General features: G+C 56.1%; 24 protein-coding genes. 13 read left to right on the top strand and 11 right to left on the bottom strand.

The features are described from left to right. Positions 1-9 precede the first annotated feature (9 nt). Both pdxH and recJ read left to right on the top strand, forming a co-directional pair. Positions 10-666: a pyridoxamine 5'-phosphate oxidase gene (gene pdxH / locus BEN74_RS10185; RefSeq protein WP_068910255.1), complete on the top strand. Its 657-nt coding sequence runs from the start codon at positions 10-12 to the stop codon at positions 664-666. Continuing rightward, entirely contained in the window at positions 667-2,370 is a 1,704-nt protein-coding gene (gene recJ / locus BEN74_RS10180; RefSeq protein WP_068910253.1) for a single-stranded-DNA-specific exonuclease RecJ, read from the top strand. Positions 2,371-2,441: 71 nt separating this feature from the next. Here recJ and BEN74_RS10175 read toward each other — a convergent pair whose 3' ends face one another. Then, complete coding sequence (locus BEN74_RS10175; RefSeq protein ID WP_068910251.1) at positions 2,442-3,227, bottom strand: putative porin; 786 nt, start codon at positions 3,225-3,227, stop codon at positions 2,442-2,444. Between the two features lie 545 nt (positions 3,228-3,772). Between BEN74_RS10175 and prfB the strand changes: the two genes are divergently transcribed. From prfB to BEN74_RS10145, 5 genes are all read left to right on the top strand, one after another. Continuing rightward, positions 3,773-4,868 (top strand): peptide chain release factor 2 gene (gene prfB, locus BEN74_RS10165; protein WP_100249731.1). Its coding sequence is split into 2 segments (ribosomal slippage): positions 3,773-3,844 and positions 3,846-4,868, totalling 1,095 coding nucleotides; the frame shifts between segments, so codons are not numbered across the junction. A 156-nt stretch (positions 4,869-5,024) separates the two neighbouring features. Beyond that, the gene (locus tag BEN74_RS10160; RefSeq protein ID WP_068910246.1) at positions 5,025-5,324 is read left to right on the top strand and encodes an ArsR/SmtB family transcription factor; all 300 of its coding nucleotides are present in this window, start codon (positions 5,025-5,027) and stop codon (positions 5,322-5,324) included. Positions 5,325-5,354: 30 nt separating this feature from the next. Further along, entirely contained in the window at positions 5,355-6,446 is a 1,092-nt protein-coding gene (locus BEN74_RS10155) for an alkene reductase (protein ID WP_068910244.1), read from the top strand. Between the two features lie 86 nt (positions 6,447-6,532). After that, positions 6,533-7,813 (top strand): 3-deoxy-D-manno-octulosonic acid transferase, encoded by a 1,281-nt coding sequence (locus tag BEN74_RS10150; RefSeq protein WP_068910240.1) that lies wholly within the window; start codon positions 6,533-6,535, stop codon positions 7,811-7,813. Between the two features lie 118 nt (positions 7,814-7,931). After that, a complete protein-coding gene (locus tag BEN74_RS10145) occupies positions 7,932-8,639 on the top strand; it encodes a 16S rRNA (uracil(1498)-N(3))-methyltransferase (RefSeq protein WP_068910238.1) in 708 nt (235 codons plus the stop codon). Here BEN74_RS10145 and BEN74_RS10140 read toward each other — a convergent pair. Beyond that, positions 8,625-9,590, bottom strand: a complete 966-nt coding sequence (locus BEN74_RS10140; RefSeq protein WP_068910236.1) for a mechanosensitive ion channel family protein — start codon at positions 9,588-9,590, stop codon at positions 8,625-8,627. The two genes, BEN74_RS10145 and BEN74_RS10140, sit on opposite strands and share 15 nt — an antisense overlap. Before the next feature lie 337 nt (positions 9,591-9,927). Between BEN74_RS10140 and acs the strand changes: the two genes are divergently transcribed. Further along, positions 9,928-11,871: an acetate--CoA ligase gene (gene acs, locus BEN74_RS10135; RefSeq protein WP_068910234.1), complete on the top strand. Its 1,944-nt coding sequence runs from the start codon at positions 9,928-9,930 to the stop codon at positions 11,869-11,871. Between the two features lie 161 nt (positions 11,872-12,032). Here the strand turns inward: acs and chrA are convergent, their stop codons facing one another. Together chrA and BEN74_RS10125 are read right to left on the bottom strand one after the other, a co-directional pair. Further along, positions 12,033-13,403 carry a chromate efflux transporter gene (gene chrA / locus BEN74_RS10130; protein ID WP_068910232.1) on the bottom strand — a complete coding sequence of 457 codons (1,371 nt, stop codon included), beginning with the start codon at positions 13,401-13,403 and terminating at the stop codon, positions 12,033-12,035. After that, on the bottom strand, positions 13,400-14,332 hold the full coding sequence (locus tag BEN74_RS10125; RefSeq protein ID WP_068910230.1) for a chromate resistance protein ChrB domain-containing protein: 933 nt from the start codon (positions 14,330-14,332) through the stop codon (positions 13,400-13,402). Before BEN74_RS10125 ends, chrA begins: the two co-directional genes overlap by 4 nt. 189 nt (positions 14,333-14,521) lie before the next feature. Between BEN74_RS10125 and BEN74_RS10120 the strand changes: the two genes are divergently transcribed. Then, the gene (locus BEN74_RS10120; RefSeq protein WP_068910325.1) at positions 14,522-14,824 is read left to right on the top strand and encodes a hypothetical protein; all 303 of its coding nucleotides are present in this window, start codon (positions 14,522-14,524) and stop codon (positions 14,822-14,824) included. A gap of 7 nt (positions 14,825-14,831) precedes the next feature. Here the strand turns inward: BEN74_RS10120 and BEN74_RS10115 are convergent, their stop codons facing one another. From BEN74_RS10115 to BEN74_RS10100, 4 genes are all read right to left on the bottom strand, one after another. Then, on the bottom strand, positions 14,832-15,275 hold the full coding sequence (locus BEN74_RS10115; protein WP_068910324.1) for an AAA family ATPase: 444 nt from the start codon (positions 15,273-15,275) through the stop codon (positions 14,832-14,834). A gap of 114 nt (positions 15,276-15,389) precedes the next feature. Further along, the gene (locus tag BEN74_RS10110) at positions 15,390-15,959 is read right to left on the bottom strand and encodes a hypothetical protein (RefSeq protein ID WP_068910228.1); all 570 of its coding nucleotides are present in this window, start codon (positions 15,957-15,959) and stop codon (positions 15,390-15,392) included. A gap of 155 nt (positions 15,960-16,114) precedes the next feature. Further along, on the bottom strand, positions 16,115-16,660 hold the full coding sequence (locus BEN74_RS10105; RefSeq protein ID WP_068910322.1) for a glutathione peroxidase: 546 nt from the start codon (positions 16,658-16,660) through the stop codon (positions 16,115-16,117). Between the two features lie 265 nt (positions 16,661-16,925). Next, complete coding sequence (locus BEN74_RS10100; RefSeq protein WP_068910320.1) at positions 16,926-17,705, bottom strand: helix-turn-helix transcriptional regulator; 780 nt, start codon at positions 17,703-17,705, stop codon at positions 16,926-16,928. A 129-nt stretch (positions 17,706-17,834) separates the two neighbouring features. On the opposite strand from BEN74_RS10100, the gene BEN74_RS10095 reads away from it, so the two are divergent. Then, entirely contained in the window at positions 17,835-18,743 is a 909-nt protein-coding gene (locus BEN74_RS10095; RefSeq protein ID WP_068910318.1) for a DMT family transporter, read from the top strand. A 395-nt stretch (positions 18,744-19,138) separates the two neighbouring features. Here the strand turns inward: BEN74_RS10095 and BEN74_RS10090 are convergent, their stop codons facing one another. The 3 genes from BEN74_RS10090 to BEN74_RS10080 are packed head-to-tail and all read right to left on the bottom strand — an operon-like array spanning position 19,139 to position 22,064. Then, entirely contained in the window at positions 19,139-19,708 is a 570-nt protein-coding gene (locus tag BEN74_RS10090; RefSeq protein ID WP_068910226.1) for an L-threonylcarbamoyladenylate synthase, read from the bottom strand. 45 nt (positions 19,709-19,753) lie between these two features. Then, positions 19,754-20,890, bottom strand: coding sequence for a DNA-processing protein DprA (gene dprA, locus BEN74_RS10085; RefSeq protein WP_068910223.1), 1,137 nt, complete (start codon positions 20,888-20,890; stop codon positions 19,754-19,756). A gap of 19 nt (positions 20,891-20,909) precedes the next feature. Beyond that, positions 20,910-22,064: a LysM peptidoglycan-binding domain-containing protein gene (locus BEN74_RS10080; RefSeq protein ID WP_068910220.1), complete on the bottom strand. Its 1,155-nt coding sequence runs from the start codon at positions 22,062-22,064 to the stop codon at positions 20,910-20,912. A 119-nt stretch (positions 22,065-22,183) separates the two neighbouring features. Between BEN74_RS10080 and def the strand changes: the two genes are divergently transcribed. From def to BEN74_RS10065, 3 genes are all read left to right on the top strand, one after another. Next, complete coding sequence (gene def, locus BEN74_RS10075) at positions 22,184-22,714, top strand: peptide deformylase (protein ID WP_068910217.1); 531 nt, start codon at positions 22,184-22,186, stop codon at positions 22,712-22,714. 96 nt (positions 22,715-22,810) lie between these two features. Continuing rightward, positions 22,811-23,260 carry a DUF2946 family protein gene (locus BEN74_RS10070; protein WP_068910214.1) on the top strand — a complete coding sequence of 150 codons (450 nt, stop codon included), beginning with the start codon at positions 22,811-22,813 and terminating at the stop codon, positions 23,258-23,260. A 68-nt stretch (positions 23,261-23,328) separates the two neighbouring features. Next, positions 23,329-25,374, top strand: coding sequence for a TonB-dependent copper receptor (locus BEN74_RS10065; RefSeq protein WP_068910211.1), 2,046 nt, complete (start codon positions 23,329-23,331; stop codon positions 25,372-25,374). The last annotated feature ends 379 nt before the right edge of the window (positions 25,375-25,753 follow it).

Below are 25,753 nucleotides of genomic sequence, written 5' to 3'. Positions count from 1 at the left end.
GGAGATGCCATGAGCGATGTCATTAAAGATTTAAGCGAGCTGCGCCTCAGCTATCAGAAAGGCGAGCTGCATGAAGCGCAGGCGGCGCAAAACCCGCATGCGCAGTTTCTGGACTGGTTCAATCTGGCGCTGGAAGCCAAGCTGCATGAACCCTATGCCATGTATCTGGCTACCGCCAATGCGCAGGGCCGCCCGCATGTGCGCACGGTGCTGCTGCGCGGCGCCGCAGAGGCCGGCTATGACTTTTACAGCAACTATGACAGCCAGAAAGGCGCGGATTTAGCCGAAAATCCCTATGCCGAACTGCTGTTTTACTGGCCTGAGCTGGAGCGCCAGGTGCGGGTCAGCGGCAAGGTGGAAAAGATCCCTGAAGACGAGTCGGCCGCCTATTACCGCAAGCGCCCGCGCGACAGTCAGATCGCGGCCCATATCAGCACGCCGCAGAGCGGGGTGATTGACAGCCGTGAAACGCTGCAGCGCCGGTTTCAGGACCTGCAGGATCAGGTGGCGGACAAGGCGGTTTTGGCCAAGCCGGAATTCTGGGGCGGTTTCCGCCTGCAGCCGGACTATTATGAGTTCTGGCAGGGCCGCCCGAACCGCCTGCATGACCGCCTGCGCTATGAAAAAGCCGATGGCGTTTGGACGCTGCAGCGGCTGATGCCTTAAGTGCCGCAGCTTTTAATTCAGCAAAGGCCATTGATCACGCGCCCTGAAAGCATTCAGGGCGTTGCGCCGTTTATTGCGCAGATTTTAGCGCGCCGCGGGGTGGCGTCGGAACAGGAGCTTGAGCTGAAGCTGAAGCATCTGCTGGCGCCCGGCATGAAAGGGCTGCCGGAAGCGGTGCAGCTGATGGATCAGGCGATAGATCAGCAGAAGAAAATTGTGATTGTCGGCGATTATGATGCCGATGGCGCCACCAGCACGGCGCTGATGATTCTGGCTTTGCGCGAAATGGGCGCGCATGCCGATTATCTGGTGCCCGACCGCTTTAAATACGGCTACGGGCTGACTCCGGCAATTGCCGATTTGGCTTTTGAAGCCTTCCGCCCGGATCTGCTGATTACCGTGGACAATGGCATTTCCAGCCATGCCGGCGTAGCGCAGGCGCAGGCGCACGGCATGCAGGTGATCATTACCGATCATCATCTCACCACTAAAGCCACGCCGACGGCGGAAGCGGTGGTCAACCCGAATCAGCCCGGCTGCGGGTTTCCCAGCAAGGCGCTGGCCGGCGTGGGCGTGGCATTTTATGTGCTGGCCGCGCTGTCCAGCCTGCGCGCCAGGCAGGGCAAAGCTTCGGCCAAAGTGGCCGGCTATCTGGATCTGGTGGCCTTGGGCACCTATGCCGATGTGGCCAGCCTGGACTACAACAACCGGATTCTGGTCGATGCCGGCTTAAAGCGCATTCAGCAGGGCCTGGGCCGGGCCGGCATCAGCGCCCTGCTGGACATCGCCGCCCGTGATCCCGCGCAGCTGAAAGCGCAGGATCTGGGCTTTGTGCTTGGCCCGCGCATCAATGCGGCCGGGCGCATGGAAACCATGGACATCGGCATTGAATGCCTGCTTGCGCCTGACATGCAAAGCGCCTATCCCTTGGCGCAGCAGCTGAATCAGCTGAATGTCGAGCGCCGCCAGGTGGAAAGCCAGATGAAGCAGGAGGCGCTGGCGGAATTGGCTAAGCTGCAGCTGGATCAGGATAACTTGCCGCCGGCGCTGATCATGTTTGAGCCGCACTGGCATCAGGGCGTGATCGGGATTGTGGCTGGGCGGCTGAAAGAGCAGTTTCACCGGCCTGCAATCGTGTTTGCCGCCGATCAGGATGGCAGGCATATTAAAGGCTCGGCGCGCTCGATTGAAGGCATTCATATCCGCGACAGCATTGAGCGGATTGCCGAGCAGCATCCGCATTTGGTCAGCCATTTCGGCGGGCATGCGGCGGCGGCTGGCCTGACCATCCTGAAGGAAAATTTCGCAGCGTTTAAGGCTGAGTTTGAACAGCTGATGGCTGGGCAGGACAGCAGCCTGTTTCAGGCTGTGCTGTGGACGGATGGCGCGCTGCCGGATGAGGCTTTGCAAACCGCAACGGCCGATGCGCTGCAGCAGCTGACGCCGTGGGGGCAGCAGTTTCCAGCGCCGGTTTTTGAAGGGCGCTTCAAGCTGCTGGATTACCGCTGGCTGAAAGACGCGCATCTGAAGCTGCGGCTGGCGCTGGCTTCCGGGCAGGCGCTGGAGGCGATTGCCTTCAATGCGGCCGGGAAATACGCCTTTGACCCGGCGCAGGGGCAGGTACGCCTGGTGTATGAGCTGGATAAAAACACCTTCAATGGCGTGACCAGCCTGCAGCTGCGGGTGCTGCACCTTGAACAGTAAGGCAAATGCCGCCCATCAAAAAACCGCTCAATTGAGCGGTTTTTTATTGGGATTGGATCGCAGCCGCTGGATTAGAAGCGGTATTTGGCTGCAACGCCAAATGAGTTGTAGTCATTGCTGCCTACTTCGCCAAAGCCGACACGGCCTTCCAGGCTGACTTGCTGATTAAAGAATTTGCGGGCGTTAATGCCGAATTCGCTTTGATCCTTCAAGTCATTGCTGTAGTAGTCCGCGCCGACGCTGAAGCTTTTGTCGATGAAGTAATCGGCCGCCAGGTTGAACTCATCCAGATCGCCGAATGACGCGCCGGCCTCAAGGTTGATGTCTTTGCCGTTGCTCAGCTGCGTCACGTATTTGGCGCGGAGGGTTGGGTCTGCGCCGTCATCTTTGTCATTGTCATAGCCTTTTACGCCGGCTGCAACCAGGAAGCCCGGCGCCGGCAGGTAGCCGACTTCAGCCGCATAGTAAGTGGTGTCACGGTCTACTTTGCCTGCCGGCGTTTTGACTTCCAGATTGTTGCGGCTGATGTCGCCGCTGACATAAAAATCGGAGTTCGGCACGAAGTATTCGATGCCTGCGCCGTAGGTGTTGTCATCAACATCGCCGCGGTCAGCAAATGAGGCATGCGCCTTAACATTGCTGGCGCGGTCAAGGAAGGCTGCTTCCGCCAGCGGCGCATTGCGGGTTTGCACCGGGTTGAAGTAATAGGTGCCGTTTACGCCGAATTCACTGCCAGAGCTGCCATGATCTGGATCGATATATCCTGCTGAAGCGCCGACTTCCGCCTGGTATGCGTGTGCTGTGCCGGTGATGGCCAAAGCAGACAGCAGCGCTGAAGCGATTGCTAATTTTTTCATGGATCATACCCCTCTGAAATTTGGCTTAATTAATACATTTCTTGTTACAACTTTCAGTTTAGAGCAAAAAACCGCCGCGTCAATTTCCATAAGGTTGCAGAAATGCTGCAGCGGTAAGCTTATGTAAAAAATATTCTATTAATTGTTTGATATTTATCTGAATTATTTAAATGTTATGTTTTGTTGAAACTGTGGGGATATTGTGGATTTATGCTGATTTGATCAATATTTAGCTTTAACTTAAAGCAAATGCTGCCCTGCCGGATGCCCAAAACCGCCGGCCTCAGCGCATGCCTTAGGGCTGTTAAAAGTCGCATTTTTAGCCAGCTTAAAAGCGCGGTGCGCGCCTGCCGGCGCCAGGCGGCGCAATGCGCGCCTGTTAAAAAGTTTTACAATAAAGCCCTGTTTTGCATGCCGGCGCGCTGCCCGCCAGGCGCGGGCTGCGGCCAATTGCAGCCGCGGCGCAAACAGGCTGCAGCTGCGCAGGCGGTCTGTGCTATAATTGCCGGCTATTTAAGCCCAATTTTTGTTTGAGAGTATTTCACGTGGAAATCAATCCTTATCTAAACCAATTAAAAGACTTAAGCGGCCGTGGTCAGACATTACGGGGGTATCTTTGACTACGATCTGAAAAAAGAGCGTTTAGAAGAGGTTCTCCGCGAACTGGAAGACCCGGCAATCTGGAATGACCAGAACCGCGCGCAGGCCATGGCCAAAGAAAAAGGTGAGCTGGAAAACGTGCTGAACGTTCTGGAAGGCTTGTCGGCGCAGATTGAAGACGCGCAGGCGCTGCTGGATTTGGCGGTAGAAGCTGATGATGAAAGCCTGCTGGCGGATGTGCAGGCGGAGCTGGATACCGCGGAAGCGGAACTGGCGAAACTGGAATTCCGCCGCATGTTCAGCAATCCGATGGACCCGAACCCGTGCTATGTGGAAATTCAGGCTGGTTCCGGCGGCACCGAGGCGCAGGACTGGGCGTCGATGCTGTTGCGCATGTACATGCGCTGGATTGAGCGCCACGGCTTTAAAGCCGAGCTGATGGAAGAGTCGGACGGCGATGTTGCCGGGATTAAATCGGCCACCATCCGGGTGGACGGCGAGTATGCCTACGGCTGGCTGCGCACCGAATCCGGCGTGCACCGCCTGGTGCGCAAGTCGCCGTTTGACTCCGGAAACCGCCGCCACACCTCTTTCTCCGCGGTGTTCGTCTCTCCGGAAGTCGATGACAATATTGAAATTGAAATCAATCCGGCCGATGTGCGCACCGATACTTACCGGGCTTCCGGCGCCGGCGGCCAGCACATCAACAAAACCGACTCTGCGGTGCGCCTGACGCATGCGCCGACCGGAATTGTGGTGGCTTGCCAGAATCAGCGCTCGCAGCACGCCAACCGCGACCATGCCTGGAAGCAGCTGCGCGCCAAGCTGTATGAACTGGAAATGCAGAAGCGCAATGACGCGGCCAAAGCGCTGGAAGACACCAAGTCCGACATCGGCTGGGGCAGCCAGATCCGCTCATACGTGCTGGATGATTCGCGCATTAAAGACCTGCGCACCGGCGTGGAAAACTCCAATACCGGCGCAGTTCTGGACGGCGATTTGGATAAATTTATTGAAGCCAGCCTGAAGCAGGGCCTGTAATTTAAATTTATCTAAAAAATAAAGCGCTAACGGCATTCTGAAAATATATCTAAAATAATCAATATTAAAATCGAAAAAATACGATATATTGCTTTTCAGGATGCTGAATAGCGCTTTGCGCCGATTTTTTAATTTTTAATTAAACCTGTCTGAATTATGGATATTGATTTAATTTTTAAAGCATTGGCCAATCCGACCCGGCGGCAGATTCTGGAATGGCTGAAACATCCTGAGCAGTTTTTGTCTGAAGAGCAGTGCGGCGGCTTTAAGCGCGGCGTCTGCGCAGGCAATATCGAAAAGCTCGGCAAGGTTTCGCAGTCCACCATGTCAAATCATTTGTCCGTGCTGCAGCAGGCCGGCTTGATTCAGGCTGAGAAATACGGCCAATGGTCGTATTTTTCCCGCAACGAAGCGCTCATTCAGCAGTATATTGACTACTTGCAAAACTCGCTCTAAACCTTGAATAGGGCGGGTGATGAGGCGGATATGGCTGAACTCAACTCTCCTTTAATCCTTGGCGGACTGCACCTGAAAAACCGCGTGGTGATGGCGCCCTTAACCCGGAGCCGCGCAACAGATGAGCGCGTGCCGACCGCAATGATGGCGGAATATTATGCGCAGCGCGCCAGCGCAGGCCTGATTATCTCTGAAGCGGTGGTGATATCAGAACAGGCCAATGGCTACCTGAATACACCGGGCTTATTTACTGACGCGCAGGTCGAAGGCTGGAAAAAAGTCACGCAGGCGGTGCATGACCAAGGCAGCCTGATTGTGGCGCAGCTGTGGCATGTCGGGCGCGTTTCCCATCCGGACCTGCTGGACGGCGCAACGCCGGTTTCTTCCAGCGCAGTGCAGCAGAAAGGGCAAGTCAGCCTGCTGCGCCCTAAGCGGGACTATGTGGCGCCGCACCCTTTGGAAATTTCTGAAATTTACGCCATTACGGAACAGTACAGGCAGGCTGCCGTCCGCGCCAAAGAGGCCGGTTTTGACGGCGTTGAGCTGCATGCCGCCAATGGCTACCTGCTGGACCAGTTCCTGCAGAGCAGCACCAACCTGCGCGAAGATGAATACGGCGGCAGCGCCGAAAACCGCGCGCGCTTCCTGCTGCAGGCGGTGGATGCGCTGATTGAGGTCTGGGGCGCAGGGCGGGTCGGCGTGCATCTGGCGCCGCGCGGCGATGAGCATGACATGGGCGATGATGATCCACGTGAAACCTTCGGCTATGTGCTGGAGCAGCTGGGCCAGCGCGAAATCGCGTTTTTCTTTACCCGCGAATATCTGGCCGGCGACAGCATCAGCGCATACCTGAAGCAGCGTTCCGGCGGCAAAGTGCCGTACATTGCCAACATGCGCCTCAGCCGCGCCGATGCAGTGCAGCTGCTGGCGTCCGGCCAGGCCGATGCGGTTTCTTTCGGCAAAGCCTATATCGCCAATCCGGATCTGTATGAGCGCCTGCTGGAAAACGCGCCCTTCAATGAGCTGCGCCTGGAAAGCATGATTGGCGTGCAGTCTGCGGAAGGCTACACCGACTATCCAAGCCTGCAGGACAGGGCCGGCGCCGGCTGCGCGCAGCATTAATCTGGCCACGGCAGCGCATTATCCATTAACATGCGGATAATGCTCTGCTATATTCTGCCGAGAGAATCCGCATCAGGGCAAACTATTTGGCTACTCCTTTTTGGTATAACGCAGCACTTGCACTCATTAAGCCTTTGTATCAATGGCGCATTAAAAAGCGCGGCGCCAATCCGGCGCAATACCAGCAAGAATGCCTTGAGCGTTTCGGCCCGTTTCAGCCGGCTAAAAATTTGCATGCCCTCTGGTTTCATGCGGTTTCGGTGGGCGAAACCAACGCCGCCCAGCCTTTAATTGAGCATTATCTGCGGGCGGGCCATCCGGTTCTGGTGACCAATACCACCAAGACCGGGCAGGCGCGCGCCAAATCCCTGTTTTTAAAAGCGCCTTATGAAGGCTTATTTCAGGCGGTGTACCTGCCGGCCGATCAGAAGCAGCTGGCCGGCGGCTTTATTGCAAAATACCAGCCTAAGCTGCTGGCGCTGGTCGAAACCGAGCTGTGGCCGAACTTAATTGATCAGGCCCGGCAGCTGAATGTGCCCCGCATCCTGATTAATGCGCGCCTGTCGGAAAAATCGGCCGCCGGCTACGGCAAAGCGCCCAGCCTGACCCGGCCGATGCTGCAGGGGCTGGATCAGCTGCTGGCGCAGGATCAGGCGGCTTTGCTGCGGTTCATTGCGCTGGGCGCCAATCCGGCGCAGAGCCGTGTGGTCGGCAGCATCAAGTTCGACATACAGGCGCCGGCGCATTTTGCCGAACAGGCTGCGCAGCTGCGGCGGGACTGGCCTTTGGCCGGCCGCAAAATCATCACCATTGCCAGCACGCATGCGCCGGAAGAGCAGATCCTGCTGGAGGCGCTCAAGCCGCAGCTGCAGCAGCATCCTGAACTGCTGTGCATTGTGGCGCCGCGCCATCCCGAGCGCTTTGACGCGGTATTTGCTGAAGCGCAGAAGCTGGGCCTCAGCGCGCAGCGCCGCAGCCTGGGGCAGCGCATTGAGCCGCAGACGCAGGTGTATCTGGCCGACAGCATGGGCGAACTGTGGCTGTGGTATGCTCTGAGCCAGGCCTGCTTTGTCGGCGGTTCGCTGAATGCGCCGGGCGGCGGGCATAATGTGCTGGAGCCGATCGCCTTGAATGTGGCGACAGTGGTTGGGCCAAATTATTTCAATTTTCAGGCCATTATTGATGAATTTGCGCAGGCCGATGCGCTGTGCGTGGCGGCGGATGCGGAACAGGCCGCGCAGCAGCTGCTGAATTTTGTTTTTGCGCCGGCGGCGGCTGCGCAAATGAATGCGCAGGCGCAGGCGATCCTGCGCAAGAATCAGGGCTCGCTGCAGAAGCATATTGCGGTGATTGACCAGTATCTGTGATGCGGCGCTTTGCCGCGTTTGCCCTTTTTAAAGCCTGCGCAAATTTAACTGCCGCCGTCAGCGTTTGACATGCAGCGCAGATTTTTTTGCTTTTTTAACGATTTAACCGCTGAAGCTTATGAATATTGTCCTGCTTGATCCGCGCCAAACCCAGTCAGAGATTTGGAGCATCAGTTCCCGGCGCCAGCTGGAGCACCTGCGCACCCATCTCAATGTGCAGGCCGGAGATACCCTGAAGGTGGGGGTGCGCGAAGGCGGGCGCTATCTGGCCGAAGTCATTGCCGTGACGGAGCAGGGCATTCAGCTCCGGCCGGTTCAGGAGGAAGCGGTTCCGGCCAAGCTGCCGGTGACGCTGATTGTGGCGCTGCCGCGCCCCAAAGTGCTGCGCCGCCTGATTATGGACAGCGTGACTTTAGGCGTGGAAAAAATCATCCTGCTGCACAGCTACCGGGTCGATAAAAGCTACTGGCAGACGCCGTTCCTGCAGCAGCTGGATCATTATGTGGATTTGGGGCTGGAACAGGCCGGCGACACCGCTGCGCCGGAAATCCAGCTGCATAAGCGCTTCAAGCCTTTTGTGGAAGATATCCTGCCTGAAATCGCGGCGGCCCGTCCGGCCTACGCCGCTCATCCCTATGCGGCGGAAAAAATGCCCTCCGGCATCGCCCATCCCTGCAGCATTGTGATTGGCCCGGAAGGCGGCTTCATTCCCTATGAAATTGACCTGCTGATGGAAAACGGCTGCCGGGCCGTCAGCCTGGGCAGCCGCATTATCCGCACCGAAACGGTGATTCCTTATGTGCTGGGGCGCTTATTCAGCCTGTAAGCCGGCAGTGGCCTCGCTGCGGATGATTTTCACTTCCTGCACCGGATAGGGAATGGAAACGCCGTTTTCGTTAAAGGCCTGAATCACGCGTTCCTGAATGGCGCTGATGGAGCCGGAGATGGTGGTTTCCGAAGTGTTGATCCACCAGCGCACGGTCAGGTTGACCGAGAAATCCGCCAGCGCGCTGACGTTGACGCTGAAGCCGGGCTGGCTGAGAATGGCCGGATCGCGGTCCAGAATGCCCATCACAATTTCTTTGGCTTTCTGCACGTCATCTTCATAGCCGATGCCGACTGCAAATTCGCAGCGCCGGCGCGGATAGGCGGTATTGACCGTCACCGCGCTGGTGTAGACCGTGGCGTTCGGAATCACAATGCGCCGGCCGTCCGGCGAGCGCAGGAAGGTGGCGCGGATCTGAATATCCTCCACCGTGCCTTCCATGCCGGACACAATAATGTCATCGCCGATTTTAAACGGCTCGCTGAGCAGGATTAAAATGCCGGACAGCAGGTTCTGGAAAATGTCCTTGAAGGCGAAACCGATGGCCACCGAGCCGATGCCCAGCGCGCTCATCAGCTGGCCGGGGGTGAAGCCCGGAATGGCAATCACCATGGCGATCAGGAAGCCGATGAACATAATCGCCGAACTGCCGACGCGGTTCAGCACCAGCACCAGATTCTGCTTAGTGTAGGAGCGGTCGGCCAGAGTTTTGCGGACAAAAAACTTAAACAGCTTGGACAGCATCAGGAAGACCGCAAAAACGATCAGGGCGATGCAGAGGTAGGGAACGCGCTCCCAAAATGCTGCGGCGAATTTATCAATGGTGCTGTAGGCGTCATTGTATTTTGCAGTATGCGCAATCACAGTCTGCGCGGTTTTTTCAGTCGCTTCCTGCAAAAGCTGCGTGGTGCCTTGGGTGACATCAGTCAGGGCATTGTCTTTTTCAGCCACGGGTGTTCCGGATAATAGTCAAAATAATTTTGCGCTATTCTGCCTGAAAAGCCGCTGGACTTTAAGCTGCAAAATGCTGCGCGCAGGCCCGCGCCGTGAAAATGCCGGCGGCTGCCTTAAAAATATGCGCCGCCTGCGCGCCTAGATACCGAAATCAGACAGGAAGCGCTTGAATTCGGCCCCAAGCCTATGTTTTAAATGGAATGATCAAAATACGACCAAAGCAGGGTTGCGGCGCTTAAAAAATAGCCGTAATACTGGGGCTATGCGGAAAATATAAAACCAAGAACGTGGCATGGCATCTCGCGATGAGATGAAAAAACAAGGAAGCAGCATTATGAATGAAATCTATCCTGTACCTGAAAGCTTTAAAAAAACCGCGCGCATTTCCGAGGCGGAATACTTCGAACGCTATAAAAAATCGGTGGAGCAGCCGGATGAATTCTGGGCCGAGCAGGCGCAGAAACTGGACTGGATTACGCCGTTCAGCCAAGTCAAAAATACCAGCTTTAATCAAGACGACTTCAAAATTGAATGGTTTGCCGACGGCCAGCTGAATGTCAGCGCCAACTGCCTGGACCGGCATCTCAAGGAGCATCCGCATAAGCCGGCGATCATCTGGGAAGGCGACCATCCCTCACGGCATAAAATCATTTCCTTTGAGGAGCTGCATGATGAAACCTGCCGCTTTGCCAATGTGCTGAAAAAGCATGGCGTCGGCAAAGGCGACCGCGTGGTGCTGTACATGCCGATGGTGTCTGAAGCGGCCATCGCCATGCTGGCCTGCACCCGCATCGGCGCGGTGCATTGCGTGGTCTTCGGCGGCTTTTCGCCGGATGCGCTGGCCAGCCGGATTGAAGACAGCCAGGCCAAAATGGTCATCACCGCCGATTCAGGCATGCGCGGCGGCAAGCCGATTCTGCTGAAAGCCAATGTCGATGAGGCGCTGCAGGCCGCCGGAACTGAGTCGGTGCAGGCGGTGATGGTGGTGCACCGCACCGGCAACCCGATTGAAATGCAGGCCGGGCGCGACCTGTGGTACCACATGGAAATCATGTCGGTGAACGACATTTGCCCGCCGGAGCCGATGAATGCGGAAGATCCGCTGTTCATCCTGTACACCTCCGGTTCGACCGGCAAGCCCAAAGGCGTGCTGCATAGCACCGGCGGCTACCTGACCTACGTCAACTGCACCTTCCGCGAAGTCTTTGATTTAAAGCAGGACGATGTGTTCTGGTGCACCGCCGATGTCGGCTGGATTACCGGGCATTCCTATGTGCTGTACGGCCCGCTGTCGAATGGCGCCACTACGCTGATGTTTGAGGGCGTGCCGCAGTATCCGTCATGGGCGCGCACCGGGCATATAGTCGACAAGCACAATGTCAGCATTCTGTATACTGCGCCGACGGCGATCCGCGCCATGATGCGCGAAGGCGACGCCTTTGTGCGGGAAAGCGACCGCAGTAGCCTGCGCCTGCTCGGTTCAGTCGGCGAGCCGATCAATCCGGAAGCCTGGAACTGGTACTATACAGTAGTGGGCGAGGGCCGCTGCCCGATTGTCGATACCTGGTGGCAGACGGAAACCGGCGGCTTTATGATTACCCCCTTTCCGGGCGCGACGGCCCTTAAGCCGGGTTCCGCAACGCGGCCGTTCTTTGGCGTGCAGCCGGCGATCGTTGATGCCGAAGGCCGGGAGCTGGAAGGCGCAGCCGAAGGCAATCTGGTGATCAAGGATTCCTGGCCGGGGCAGATGCGCACCATCTGGGGCGATCCGGCGCGCTTTATTGAGGCGTATTTCTCAACCTATCCAGGCACTTACTTCACCGGTGACGGCGCGCGCCGCGACGCCGACGGCTATTACTGGATTACCGGCCGTGTCGATGATGTGCTGAATGTCGCCGGCCACCGCTTGGGCACGGCGGAAATTGAAAGCGCGCTGGTGGCGCATCAGTCGGTGGCCGAGGCGGCCGTGGTTGGCATGCCGCATGAGATTAAGGGCCAGGGCATTTGCGCCTTTGTCACGCTGCAGGCTGACGCTGCCGAATCCGAAGCGCTGCGCACCGAGCTGGTGGCATGGGTGCGCAAGATTTTAGGCCCGGTGGCGACGCCGGATGCGCTGCACTGGGCGCCGGCCCTGCCGAAAACCCGTTCCGGAAAAATCATGCGCCGCATTTTAAGGAAGATCGCCGCCGATGAGCTGGACAGCCTGGGCGACATCTCGACCCTGGCTGAGCCGCAGGTGGTGGAGCATCTGATTGTGACGGTGCATCCGGGGCGCTGAAGGCGCGCCCAAGCCATCAGCTGCCCAGCCCGCGCGGATTGGGCAGCTGATTAAGATTCCAAGCAATGCGTTTCAAGCTGAAATAAAGCTGAAATAGAAAATCATCTCAGGCCCGGCGCTGCTTTGGGGAAGCGCCGGGCCTTTCTGCGCCGGAAGCTGCGCTATTTCAGCAGCAGGCTTGCGGCCAGGCCAGTCATGGCGCAGGCCGCGATCACATGAATCACATTCTGCTTATAGCGGAACAGCGCGGTGGCGGCGGCTAGGGCGATGGCGGCGGAGACCCATTCAAAGCTGCCCTCAAAGCCCTTTGGCCACAGCACATGATAGCCGAAGAACAGCGCCAGATTTAAAATCACCCCGACCACCGCCGCGGTAATGGCGGTGAGCGGCGCGGTGAATTTCAGGTCGTTATGCGTTGACTCGATCAGCGGGCCGCCGGCGAAAATAAACAGGAAGGACGGCAGGAAGGTAAACCAGGTGACAATCACCGCCGCGGCTGCCCCGGCTAAAAACAGGTGCTCGGCGCCAAAAACCGCCTGAGTATAGCCGCCGATAAAGCCGGCAAAAGCCACCACCATAATCAGCGGGCCGGGCGTGGTTTCGCCCAAGGCCAGGCCGTCAATCATCTGCGCCGGGCTGAGCCAGCCGTAGTGGCTGACCGCGCCCTGATAGACATAAGGCAGCACCGCATAGGCGCCGCCAAAGGTCAGCAGCGCGGCTTTGGTGAAGAACCAGGCCATTTGGGTAAACGGATGCTGCCAGCCGCAGGCGGCGGTTAGCAGGCCAATCGGCGCGGCCCATAAGGCCAGCCCCGCCAGCAGCAGGACGGCTAAGCTGCGCCAGCGGAACTGGGCATGCGCCGGCGCAGGGGTATCATCATCAATGAGCGCGCGGGCGGCCGACGCCTTGCCTTGGCCATGCGCGGCATCGAGCTGGAAAAGCTGCGGAGCCAGCTTGCTCCCGGCATAGCCCAGCATGGCTGCGCCCAGCACAATCAGCGGGAAAGGCGCATTGAACACAAAGATTGCGGTAAACGAGGCAGCGGCGATTGCCCACAGCGCTTTATTCTTCAAGGAGCGCGTGCCGATGCGGTGGGCCGCATGGAACACAATCGCGGTCACCGCAGGCTTAATGCCGTAGAACAGCCCCGCGACCCAGCTGAGGTGGCCAAAGGCGATATACAGCCAGGATAAAAAGATCAGAATCAGCAGCGAGGGCAGGACAAACAGCACCCCGGCCGCAATGCCGCCGGGCGTGCGGTGCATCAGCCAGCCAATATAAATCGCCAGCTGCTGGGCTTCAGGGCCGGGCAGCAGCATGCAGTAATTCAGCACGTGCAGGAAGCGCTTTTCAGAGATCCAGCGCTTCTGCTCCACCAGCTCCTGATGCATGATGGAAATTTGCCCGGCGGGCCCGCCAAAGCTGATAAAGCCTAATTTCAGCCAGAAGCGCAGGGCCTGCCGGAAGCTTACCGGCAAGGGAGAATCCGGGTTTTCCTGCGCAGGCGCATTCAGGCCTGAAGTTTGATTCATGCGCTTTCCCTCTGAAAGTTGGCCAGCAGGCCGTCAAAGACATGGCCGGCCAGCTGCAGGAGCTGATCATCATCGCTGATGGCGCTGCGCAGCCCCTGCAGCACGCCTTCCACGCCGGCAGCTTCCGCCGGCTCAACGCCGCCGGCATCTAAAAAATGCACAATATGAGCGAGGCGCTTTAAGGCCGGCGTTTCCAGCGCAAAGCTGCGCATCAGCACTTCAAAGGTCACGCAGTCTCCAATGTGGCTGAAGGCTGCGCCGTCAAAGTCAAAGCCAAGCGCATCCGCCGGGCAGTCCTGCGGCGCGCTGAGCCAGAGAATTTCAGCAGCAGGGTCAATCAAGCGCCGGATCAGCCAGGCTGAAGCCAGCCTGTCGGCCCATGGGCGCTGCCTTGTGGCCCAGCGCCGGCCTTGAAAATCCGCCAGATTCAGCGTAGCAATGCTGCCCGGCATAAAGGCCGGCTCATCCGGCGCTCCCAGCCGGGCGATGCTCCGGTCCAGGTCAGCCAGCTCATGGCTGACCTGCTGCTGCGGCGCTTCCGGGAAGAAATCGATGGCGATTAAATTCTCCAGTTCCTTCCGGAGCTTGCGGGCCTGCTTTAGAGCTTGGTCTTTTTGATCTTCCGCCAGTTCCCGGCGCAGACGCGCGATCCGGACGGACAGCGCTGCAAATTCGGCGGCGCGGCTGAACAGGCCTGCCAGTTCTAAATCCGGCGGCGGTTCAGCCTGAAACACGTAGGCGGTTCCATCGCCGGCAGCGGCTTCATCCTGAATGGGCTTGAACGCAGCGGAGCTGCCGGCGCTGTCCGGCAGGGCATATACGCCATCGCGCAGCGCAGCCGCGCCGCAGCTTTTCAGGGCGCGCCAGATCCGCATCCGCGCTGCGGCGTTTTGCGTCGGCAATGAAAGAATCAGAATCAGGTATTTCATTTGTAGAGTTTTCTACATAAAAGTAATAGTTATTACATTATATCTGCCGCGCACAGCAGTAAAGTTCAATTTATGCAAAGCATATTCCTGGCGCGCATAAGGCCGGGCGCATTATCTAAAGTGGCATAGCTTTGCAGCCCGCGCTTGCTGTATGTTAAACCGGTCCAGTTTTCAGTTTAATGAATTATGATGAACCTGATTGAACACCAGCCGCATTTTTGGGAACTTTATCAAGATTTTGAGCGCTATTATTTAAGCATTGCGGTGGATATGAGCTCGGTGGTGTCCTGCTGGGACTTGGCCCTGACTCAGGACGAGATTTTAGCTTATGAGCACCGGGGCCGCGCCAGCATCCAGGAGCTGGCGAAAGCCATGGTGGCTGCCGCCTATAAAGGGGACTTTGCAGATATGGAAAGCCGCCTGGTGAAGCCTTATGAACGGCAGGCGATGCAGGCGGCCTTTAAGGTGTGGCAGGACAGCCGCCGGCCTTAGCCGCGGCTTATGCGCCAAGCGGATGGACTGAAAACCCGCCATTTTCGGCAATTCTGACCTGAAATACTGCATCAAAGCCTTCATCCAGGCTGGGCAGCTGCAGCTTTTTATAGGCGGCGCGGACGCCGGCTTCCGGAATATTGGCTTTGCCTTGGCGCTGGCGGTTTCTGGCCAAGGCGCTGCTTAAATCGGTGTCAAAATAATAGGCAATCACTTCAAAGCCGGCCTGTTTCGCGCGCTGCATATAGCGCGCCCGCGCTTCGCGGTCAGGGTTGGTATTGTCAATCACCATTCTGGTTTTAGAGGCCAACGCCGCTTCAAAAATTATGTTTTCACGGTGGCGGGTTTTCAGCATGTCTAAATTAATCCGCAGATGCGTGCTGTAAAAATAAGACTGGTAGAAAGTCGACTTTCCGGAAGCTTGAATGCCGGTAAAAATAATCAGCTGCATGGCAGAATAGGGGGTGGGCTGCGCTTTGAGCATTAAAGCATGCGGCAGACTGCGCTGCAATTTCATCCTGCTGAAAGCGCGGCTGGCCATGCGCAGGCCAAGGCGCGGTGGGGATTAAGAACTCTTGGCGGATTCAGCGCCGTCACCGCCGCTTTGCATCAGCATGCCGGCCAATTTAACCATCTCAGACTGAATCGAGCCGATCTGCTGCTCAATTTTCTTAAAATCGGCTGGGCTGAAGCCGGCCTGGCCATTCAGCAGGGGCGAAGCCAGCGCCTGCTCATTGGCCGCAAGCAGCTTCTGGCGGATGCCGGAAATTTCCTGCGTTGTCAGGTTCACGCTGTTCAGCGCCTGATTGAAGCCCTGCAGCTGCTGCTGCAGCTGGGCTGCGGCCTGCTGCAGCTTGGCGTGATCCTGCTGGTCCAGCGCATCCTGCAGCTCGCTTTTGCTCTGCTGCAGCTGTTCGGCATAGCTGCCGGCTTTCAGCTGCAGGTCGGCCACGTCGCGGATCATGTACAGCATGCTGCCGCTTTTCAGTTCAGCCTGAGGCGCAGCTTCCGCTTCCGCCTGCCGGCCTTCAGTTTCCTGAGCGTCAGCCTGAACGGCCTGTTCGCAGCCCAGCAGCGCCATGCCGGCCGCAAAAATGCCGAAAGGGAGCAGCGCGCCTTGCAGGAATTTTTTCATATCTTCAGTCTGTCTCTGTATATCTGGTGTCTTGAAAATTAATATAGGGGCGGAATGTGAATTAAAAATAGATTGCTGCAAAGCAGCAACAAAAAGGCCAATAAAAAGAGCGCCTAAGCGCTCTCCGGCTGTCAGGCCGCTGTTTCTTTTCGGAATTATTTCGCCAGTTCAGCGCTGATGGCGCCGGCAAGGCGCTGGTCGTCGGCGGTGATGTCCGGCGCAAAGCGGGCGACAATCTCGCCGTTTTTATTTACCAGGAATTTTTCAAAGTTCCACAGCACTTCAGGCGGCTCATTCGGGGTTAGGCCGTAGTCAATCAGGTCCTGCTTCCACGGGCCTTCGCCGGCGCGTTCCGGAATGGCGCGGGTCAATGCCTGATACAGCGGGTGCTTGTCAGCGCCGGCTACGGAAATTTTAGCGAATAAGGGAAAATCCACCTGATAATTCAGCGAGCAGAACTGCTGGATTTCCTCATCTGAGCCGGGTTCCTGCTCCAGAAAGTTGTTGGCTGGAAAGCCCAAAATTTCCAGGCCTTCAGCTTTTTTCTCATCATACAGCTTTTTCAGGCCTTCATACTGCGGCGTTAGGCCGCATTTGGAGGCAACGTTGACAATCAGCAGCGCTTTGCCTTGATACTGATTCAGTGTGGTTTCTTTGCCGTCAATGGTCTTGACCGGAATGTTGTATACGGAAGCTGCCATGAAAATACTCGGATTATTGATGATTTGACTGAATGTTTTAGCCGGAAACGGCGGCGCCGGCAAGTGCCGGCGGGCCGGGTTTTGCTAATTTTTGTATGCCGGCTTTTTCAGGGCTTGAATGCTTTGATCAAGTGCGCAGCTGCAAAGCGCAAGGCGAAGCGGTAAAACAAAGCACCGCTTTTTTTACAGTGCAAGGCGAAGCAGTGGTCTTTGAAATGGACTATTTTTGCGACGAAAGCTGTTTAAGTGCATAAAATGAACAGGTTTAACGGTGAGGCGCACTGCGCCTTAGCGTCGCGCCGGCTTTCAGCTGCGCCGGCGTCTGCCCGGTGTAGCGCTTGAAGAATTCAATAAAATTGGAGCTGTGCTGATAGCCCAGTTCAGCCGCCAGCGCTTTAATTGAAATGCCCTGGCGCAGCTGCGCCGCAGCATGCAGGATTTTGGCGCGGCTGCGCCATTCGGACAGGCTCAGCTGCAGTTCGGCCTGGCTGAGCCGCAGCAGCTGGCGCTCGCTGAGCGCGTAGCGCGCTAAAATCTGCTGCAGGCTTTTCGTGAACAGCGCGGGCGCAGCCAGATCCGCCAGAATCGGCTGCAGCACGGCATGGCGCGACTGCGGCAGGTAATGGTCATGCTTTGGCGCGGCCTGCAGCTGATCCAGCACCATCTGCAGCGCATGGCGGTAATGGCTCAAGCTGCCCTGCTGCCAGAGCCGGAGCGTTTCCTGAATCAGCTGGCGGAAAAAAGGCGCAATGCTCAGCACTTCCACCTGCGCGGAAAAGCCCCGGCAGAGCGCGGGGTCAAGGCGCACCGCAACATAGTGGGTGGTGTGCTCATCCAGCGCCACCGAGTGATGGGCGGTATGCGGCGGCAGCCACAGCCCGTAGCTGGGCGGCGACCAGTGAATTTGCCCTGCAGCTTCATATTCCAGAATGCCGTTCAGGCAGAAATTGAAATCTCCCCACAGCCCGCTGTGCGGATAGATGACATCATCCTTTTCATAAAAAAGCTCGGTAATTTCTATCCGCTGCTCCAGGCCTGCAGTCATTCCGCGCCGCTCCGCATCCGCTATTGCCCGGCCGTGTCGGCGATGCAATACATTTGTCTGAAAATCAATATTTAATTTATATCGGACATTGCGCAGAATGTCTGCTGGCATTGCGTAAAGAATGAAATGATGGAACTGAACCCTAAAATGGCTAAATGGGCGGCCGCGCTGCCGCTGACCGCGGTGTTCATCTGGTCGCTGAATATTGCGGTGACGCGCTATGTGGCGGAATTTATTTCTCCGGTCAGCATCAGCTTTTACCGCTGGCTGATCGCGTTTGCCTTGCTGACGCCGTTCATGCTGCCGCAGCTGCTGCGCCAGCGCGCGCTGGTGCTGGCGCACTGGAAGCAGCTGGCGGTTCTGGCCGCCTTCGGCATGGTATTGTATCAGGGGCTGAGCTACAGCGCCGCGCATTATACCAGCGCAACCAATATGGGCATCATCAATGCGTTTATTCCGGTGTTCACCATTGTGGTGTCGATTTTCATTTTAAAGGAATGGCCCAGCCGCTTTGCGCTGGCGGGCTGCCTGATTTCCTTTCTGGGCCTGCTGCTGGTGATTGCGAGGGGCGACTTTGCCAATTTGCTGGCGCTGGGCGGGCATTCCGGCGATGTCATCATGGTGGCGGCGGTGTTCTTTTACGCCTTTTACGGGGTATTTCTGAAAAAATGGCAGCTGCAGATTCCCCTGTTCATCAGCCTGTATGTGCAGATCTTTTTTGCGCTGCTGTACCATTTGCCTTTCGTCATCTGGCTTGGCCTGGACGGCATCAATGCGCAGAATGGATGGAGCGTCCTGTATGCCGGCATTTTCCCCTCACTGGCCGCGCCGCTGGTTTGGATGATTGCGGTGCAGCAGCTGGGGCCGAACCGGACCAGCATTTTCATGAATTTAATGCCGATTTTCACCGCCGTGATGGCCTATTTCTGGCTGGCGGAGCAGTGGAGCATTTACCACAGCATCGGCACGGCGCTGGCCATCGCGGGCGTGCTGCTGGCGCAGAAAAAGCCGGGGCTGCGCCGCGAAATTGCAGAATAAGTTAAGGATAAGCAGGACAGATAAAATATTTTTTTATCAAATATAGCTTTTATTTATTAAATATCATCGCGCGATATAGACGAATAAAATCTTTATTTTCTGAGAAAATGATCAAAAATAGGAAGATATATTTAATAAAATACTGTTTTTTATCTTTAATTAATATTTGAAGGATTTATATTAATAGGAAATATCTATTTGTCTAATCATGCGCTTTGCCGCATAATAAGCGCTCTGAAAATGATGAAGAAATTCTTAATAATTTCTTGCTTATTTTCGCAGAGATTTAAGACCCTCTGGATGTGATTTATGCACATCCTTTTTTATGCTCAGCCATCCCTATATGGCTGGGCTTTTTTTTTCCCAATTTCCGCCCAATGCAGGGAAACCCGCGCCTAGGCGCGGATCACTTCGCCGGTTTCGGCATCAATGATGCGGCTGGGCTGCTGGCTGAGGCCGAGGTCGCCGTTCAGGTAATGCAGCTCAGCGCCGAAATACCGGCTGGCTTCCTGCAGCGAGCGCGCCGGCTCCAGGCCGGCCGGATTGGCGCTGGTCGAAACAATAAAGCCGTTAAAGGCGTGGCATAGGGCCGCGCAAAGCGAGTGCGCCGTGACCCGCACAGCGACTTTCGGGTGGCTGCCTTTAATCCAGCCGGGAATCTCTTCGCCTGCCGGCAGCAGCCATGTAGTGGCGCGCTCTGTCGGCGCGCGCCCGCTCCACGATTCGATCACTTTTTGGCGCATTGCAGGGCTGAGCGCAGCCAGCAGATGCTCAACCTGCGCAATATGGGCCGCCAGCAGGATGACGCCTTTTTCAACCGGGCGCTGCTTCAAGCTTAAAATTTCGCGGAATGCGCGCTCGTTGAAAGGGTCGCAGCCCAATCCCCAAACAGCCTCTGTAGGATAGGCCAGAACCTGGCCCTGTTTCAGGCAGGCTGCTGCTTCGGCAACAGAGGTGGTAATCATGGGGCGTGTACCTTAGGCGGATTCAGTGGAAAGCTATTGTGAACCTTATTTGCCTGCACGGCAACGCAGATAGCAGCCGGCCTGCTGCAGGGCCAGGCCCAGCAGCTCCAATTCCATCAGCTGCGCGGTCAGAGCCGGCGCATCCTGCTGCGTGCGCTGCGCCAGCTGGTCCAAAGTCTGGCCTGTCCAGTCCAGCTGCTGATGCAGTTCGTGCAGGTGTTCAGGAACATCCGGCTCGTCCGCCGCGGCGGGCTCTGCAGCCTGCAGCTGCGCCGCTTGCCATTGCGCCGGCAGCGCCAAATCTTCAAGCGCCTGCTGCGGATGGTCAATCAGGATTGCGCCTTCGCGGATCAGCTGATGGCAGCCTTGATGAAATTCGCCGTAAATATGGCCGGGAATGGCGAAAACTGCTTTGCCCTGTTCGGCTGCGGTCTTTGCGGTGATGAGGGAGCCGCTTTTCAAGCCGGCTTCGGCGACAATTACGCCCAGGCTCAGCCCGCTGACAATGCGGTTGCGGCGCGGAAAATGCTGCGGCAGAGGCCGGGTCTGCGGCAGGAACTCGCTGATGACGGCGCCGCCGCGCTCCTGAATGTCCCGCCTTAAGCCCTGATGCTGCGGCGGATAGGTCTGATCCAGCCCGGTGCCCATCACGGCGATGGTGCGCCGGTGCTTCAGCGCGGCTTGATGGGCAGCCTGGTCAATGCCTTGCGCCAGGCCGCTGCAGATGTAAAAGCCCTGTTCGCTTAAATAGAAAGCAAAGTCATAGGCGGTCTGGCAGCCGTGCGGGCTGGGCTTGCGGCTGCCGACAATGGCAATTTGAGGCTGCAGCAAAGCTTGCGCATCGCCCTGGCCGAAAATCACCGGCGGCCGGTCGCAATAGGGGAGCAGCTGCTGCGGATAATCCGCATCGGCGCAGGTCAGCACAAAGTCGCTCTGCTGCTGAATCTGCTGCAGGCAGCGCTGGAATTGCTGCCGGCCTTGCGCGGTATGGAATTCCTGAAAGCGCTGCAGATGGCTTTTATGCAGGCCTAAAGCCTGCCAAACCGGCAACTGGCCGGCCTGCAGCGCATCGGCAAGGCTGGGGTAATGCGCCTGAATTTTGCGGAAGCCGGCCAGCGAATGCTGAACCAGATGCCACAAGGTAATTGCTTCAATTTGCGCTTGTGATAACGGATTCAGCATACAGGCCGCCTAGCTCAGGTCATTCATCCAAAAGCGGCGGCTGAATGCCTGCGCCCACTTTAATCGGCAGTTCGCTGTCCAGCACATAGGCGTAGCTCAGATTGTCAAAAGCCTTGAACACCATGACGCTGCCGATGCGCTGGCCCGGAAGCTGAATGCGCTCTTTGGTTTTCGGATCGGTAACGGTTTCGCCTTTCTGATTGACGCTGAATACATGGCCGGTTTGCACGCCGTGAAGCGTACCGCGGTCAATGGTCACTACGCTGTGCGCCGCTGCCGTGCCGATAGAGCCAAGCACGCGGACAATGCTGCCGCCTGCGGTAATGTTTTCAGCGCTGGTCGGATAGAACAGAGTCGGCAGCATCGGGTCATATTCAGGAAGGACGCGGTCACCGCGGCGGACTTCGCCGTTGTAGGTGCTGGTCAGCTCCAGCGTGGTGATGTCATTTTCACCGCGCACCGCAACGCCTGAAGCGACTTGGGTCAATTCAAGGCCGGCATTGAATTTTTTGCCGGCGGCGTCCATGAACATGTACGGTTCGCCTTCACGGTAGACCGCATAGCGCTGGCCTACTTCCATGCCGCCGCCGCGCGCATAAACCGTCTGGCCTTTAGCGGCCAGCACGCGCTGATCGGCCGTGCCTAAAATGTACGGCGTGCCCTGCAGCGCATCCGGCGCAATCACCATGCTGCGTTCCAGCCACTGCTTGATGTATTCCAGCGGAATGACCGGAATCGCATTGTTCAGCGACTCAATCCGCACCTGCGGCTGCAGCTTGGTGCCGCCGGCATAGCGGCGGATGATGCCTTCACAGCCGTCGCCTTCATCCTTGCCGATAATCGGCTGGCCATTGTAGGTGCACATCAGCAGGCGGTCGCCGGGAAAAATCCAGTGCGGGTTTTTCACATGCTTGTTGCTGGCCCAGATTTCAGGCCAGCGCACCGGGTTTTTTAAGAATCTTTTGGAAATATCCCACAGGGTATCGCCTTTTTTCACCACATAAACTTGCGGCGCTCCGGCTTTCAGCGCCGGCGGATTGATGTTGCGGGCAGGCGCTGCTTCAGCCATGCCGGCAAGGCCAGCCCCAATGCTTACACAGACGGCAAGCGCCAATAATTGTTTTTTAAACCCCAAGGCACTCAAAGCCGGCGTGCCCTTCAAAACCTTTTTCATTATCATAATTCCTAAAATTATGTATGCAGTTGCGTTATAATAACGATATTACACACAATTTTTTGATGAAGCATTCCTTCATTCTGTTTTTTGATCAATGGCATAAGTGAGGATACCGTATGGCCTTATTACCTATTTTAAGTTTCCCGGATCCCCGTCTTCGCACCATTGCAAAACCAGTCGAAGAAGTCACTGATGACATTCGCCAGCTGGCGGCGGACATGCTGGAAACCATGTATGAAGCGCCGGGCATTGGCTTGGCTGCGACACAGGTCGATCAGCATATTCAGCTGATTGTCATGGATCTGTCTGAAGAAAAAGATCAGCCCATGGTCTTTATTAACCCCAAAATTACGCCATTGACGCAAGAGACGCAGCCTTATGAAGAAGGCTGCCTGTCAGTGCCTCAAATATACGATAAAGTTTCGCGCCCGTCACGCGTAAAAATTGAAGCGCTCAGTCTTGAAGGCAAGTCATTTGAGCTGGAAGCTGACGGGCTTCTCGCTGTTTGCATTCAGCATGAAATGGATCACTTAAACGGCAAGCTGTTTGTCGATTATTTATCGCCATTAAAGCGCCAGCGCGCGCGTGAAAAGGTGGAGAAAACCGTACGCCAGCGCCAAAAAGAAAAAGTCGCCGTGAAGCGCTAAATGCAGCTTTGATTTTTATTAAAAAAATACGCAGCCCGAAGCCCAATTCTGATTGGGCTTTGCTATACTTGCGCCGATAAATTTTAGGGGGCGCCTTTGCCTTTGCGTAGTGGCCTGCTGCTGTCTTTTACAGCGGTATTTTTACAGATTGCTGTATTTTTACAGCCTTTGCTTCCGGCGCAGTATCAGATTGCCCCGGTCTGTGAAACCATTGCGCGTGCGCTTTTGCTCCCTGCACCGGCTGCGCATTCTTCTATCGCGCAGCATTCCGCACATGATTCCGCTTCCCGGCATTCCGCACTGCAGCAGCATCAGGCTGAACAGCAGGATAGCCATGCGCACGGTCATCATGACGCCAGCCATCAGTGCCAGTACTGTACCGTATACGGCAATCTGGTGCTGCCGCCGGAACTTGAGGTGAAGCAGGTTCTGGACCGCATTCAGATCCGCCTGGTCGCGTTTCAGCAGGCATTCAGCTATGTCTGGTTTGTCCTGCAGCGGCTGTTCCTGATGCCGCAAGGGCGCGCGCCGCCGCTGTTTGCATAAATACGCTTTGTTCCGCCTGAGTATTTCCGCTTGGGCGCAGTTCTATTTATGTATTCAGAGAGATTGATATGGCTCAGCCAAAATTCTTTTTACAGCCGCTGTCGGCCGCGATTTGTGTCGCCTGCTATTCCGCTTCCGCTGCTGCCGGCCATGACGGCATGCAAACCTTAGCGCCTATTGTTGTCACCGCCCAGCAGGGCAATGCTGCCAGCGGCCTGATTGTGCATGCAGACCCTAAGCAGCCGATTCAGCCGGTTCCGGCAAGCGATGGCGCAGACTACCTGCAAAGCATTGTTGGCTTCAGTTCGGTGAACAGCGGTGCAGGGACGAATGGTGATGTGACTTTCCGCGGCATGTTCGGCTCGCGCATTAAAATTCTGACTGACGGCACAGAAAATCTGGGCGCCTGCCCAAGCCGCATGGATAATCCGGCCTCTTACATTTCGCCGGAAAGCTATGACCGCATTTCGGTGATTAAAGGCCCGCAAACTGTGCGGTATGCCAATACCGGTTCAGCGGCTACGGTGATTTTCGAGCGCAAGCCTGAACAGCTGTCGCAGGAGCAGCCGTACCGCGGCCAGGCCAGCGTGCTGCTGGGCTCCTTTGGGCGCTTGGATCACAATCTTGAGGCTGCGGCCGGGGATGATCAGAAATATATCCGCTTGAATGCCGGCCGCTCCGTGGCGGACAGCTATAAAGACGGCAGCGGCGTGACTGTGCCGTCTGACTGGGAGCGCTGGAATGCTGATTTGGCGCTGGGCTGGACGCCGGATGAAAACACCTGGCTGGAGTTGACCGGAGGCAAAGCGGACGGCGAAGCGGTGTATGCCGGCCGTAAGATGGACGGCTCAATGTTTGCCCGTGAAAGCCTGGGCTTGCGCGCCGAGAAGAGCAATCTCACCGATGTAGTCAAGAAAATTGAAGCGCAGCTGAACTATAACTTTAATGACCATGTGATGGACAACTACAGCCTGCGCAAGCCGGGCGCAATGAAAATGGCAACCAACGTTGCCCGTAAAACTTTGAATGCGCGCATGGCTGTCACCAGCGAATGGGACAAGCTGCAGCTTGTTGCGGGTTTAGACAGTCAAAATAATGAACATTCTAAGCGCAGCGGCGATTCAGTGAAACCGTATCAGGATCAGGCCCGCGTTAAGGATATGGAATTCCGCTCTTATGGCGCTTTTGGCGAACTGAGCTATCAATTGAGCGAACAGCATAAATGGGTTGGCGGAATCCGCGCCGATCAGGTGAATGTTAAGGACTTGCGCGCAGCTTCTTTAGACAAAGGGTATAACCGGGAACTGGATAAAACCCTGCCAAGCGCCTTTATCCGCCTGGAAAGCCATTATCCAAATCATGATGCGAAAAGCTATATCGGCTTGGGCTATGTAGAGCGCATGCCGGACTATTGGGAGCTGTTCAGCACCGCGCACGGCAATGCCGGCAGCAGCAATTCATTCAACGGCATTAATCCTGAGAAAACCCTGCAGCTGGATATGGGCTATCAGCATGAGCATGGCGCATTCAGTTCCTGGGCTTCCGCCTATGCCGGCTTAATCAATGATTACATCCTGATGAGCTATCATAATCATCCAAGTGCAGGCGGTCATGGCAGCAGCTTCAGCGCCGGCGCTAAAAATGTCGATGCCGTGATTGCAGGAGCAGAAGCTGGGCTAGGCTATCAATTTACAGATGCTATTCAAGCGGATGTCAGCGCGATGTATGCATGGGGCAAAAATACTGACGATGACAAAGCGCTGCCTCAGATTGCGCCTTTGGAAGCGCGTGTAAACCTGCGCTATGTGCAGGACAAATACACCCTGGGCGCATTATGGCGCGTTGTGGACAGTCAAAGCCGCATCAGCGTTCATCAAGGCAATATCGTGGGCTATGATATGAAGGAAAGCAAAGGCTTTGGCACTTTAGCCTTAAATGGAACCTACCATATACAGTCCGATGTAGACCTTTCGGTGGGGGTTGATAATGTTTTGAATAAGACTTATACCGAGCATTTGAATAAAGCGGGCAGCGCCGGCTTCGGTTTCGCCAGTGAGCAGCAGTTCAATAATGCTGGCCGCAATTACTGGGCGCGCATCAGCATGAAGTTCTAAATCCAGAAAATTTAAATTAAATGAGCCAAAGGCCATAGTTGAATTAACTGTGGCCTTTGTGTTTAAGGAATTAAGTTTTCAGGAAGCGCCGCATCATGTAAAAGTTTTGATATAAAGGGATAAAACGGGTTTTTGCGTAAAATATGCAGTTATTGCTGAAAAATAAAGCATAAAGCGGGTGCTGAATAATCAAAATTCGCATATTGGAAGCTAATGATTTTATTAAATTTTTATTAATCAATGGTTTGTGTGTTTTATTGTGGTGCTGATCAGCTTTGAAATTAAAAAATGGAAAATATCTAAAATAAAGTTTAATTATAAATTAGATATTTAAATGTTTAGTGGTTTGAAAAACAAACACACGGAAATATTTATTCTG

The organism is Acinetobacter sp. WCHAc010034, from assembly GCF_001696615.3.
Lineage (GTDB): Bacteria > Pseudomonadota > Gammaproteobacteria > Pseudomonadales > Moraxellaceae > Acinetobacter.
This window is presented reverse-complemented; position numbering and strand designations above follow the sequence as displayed.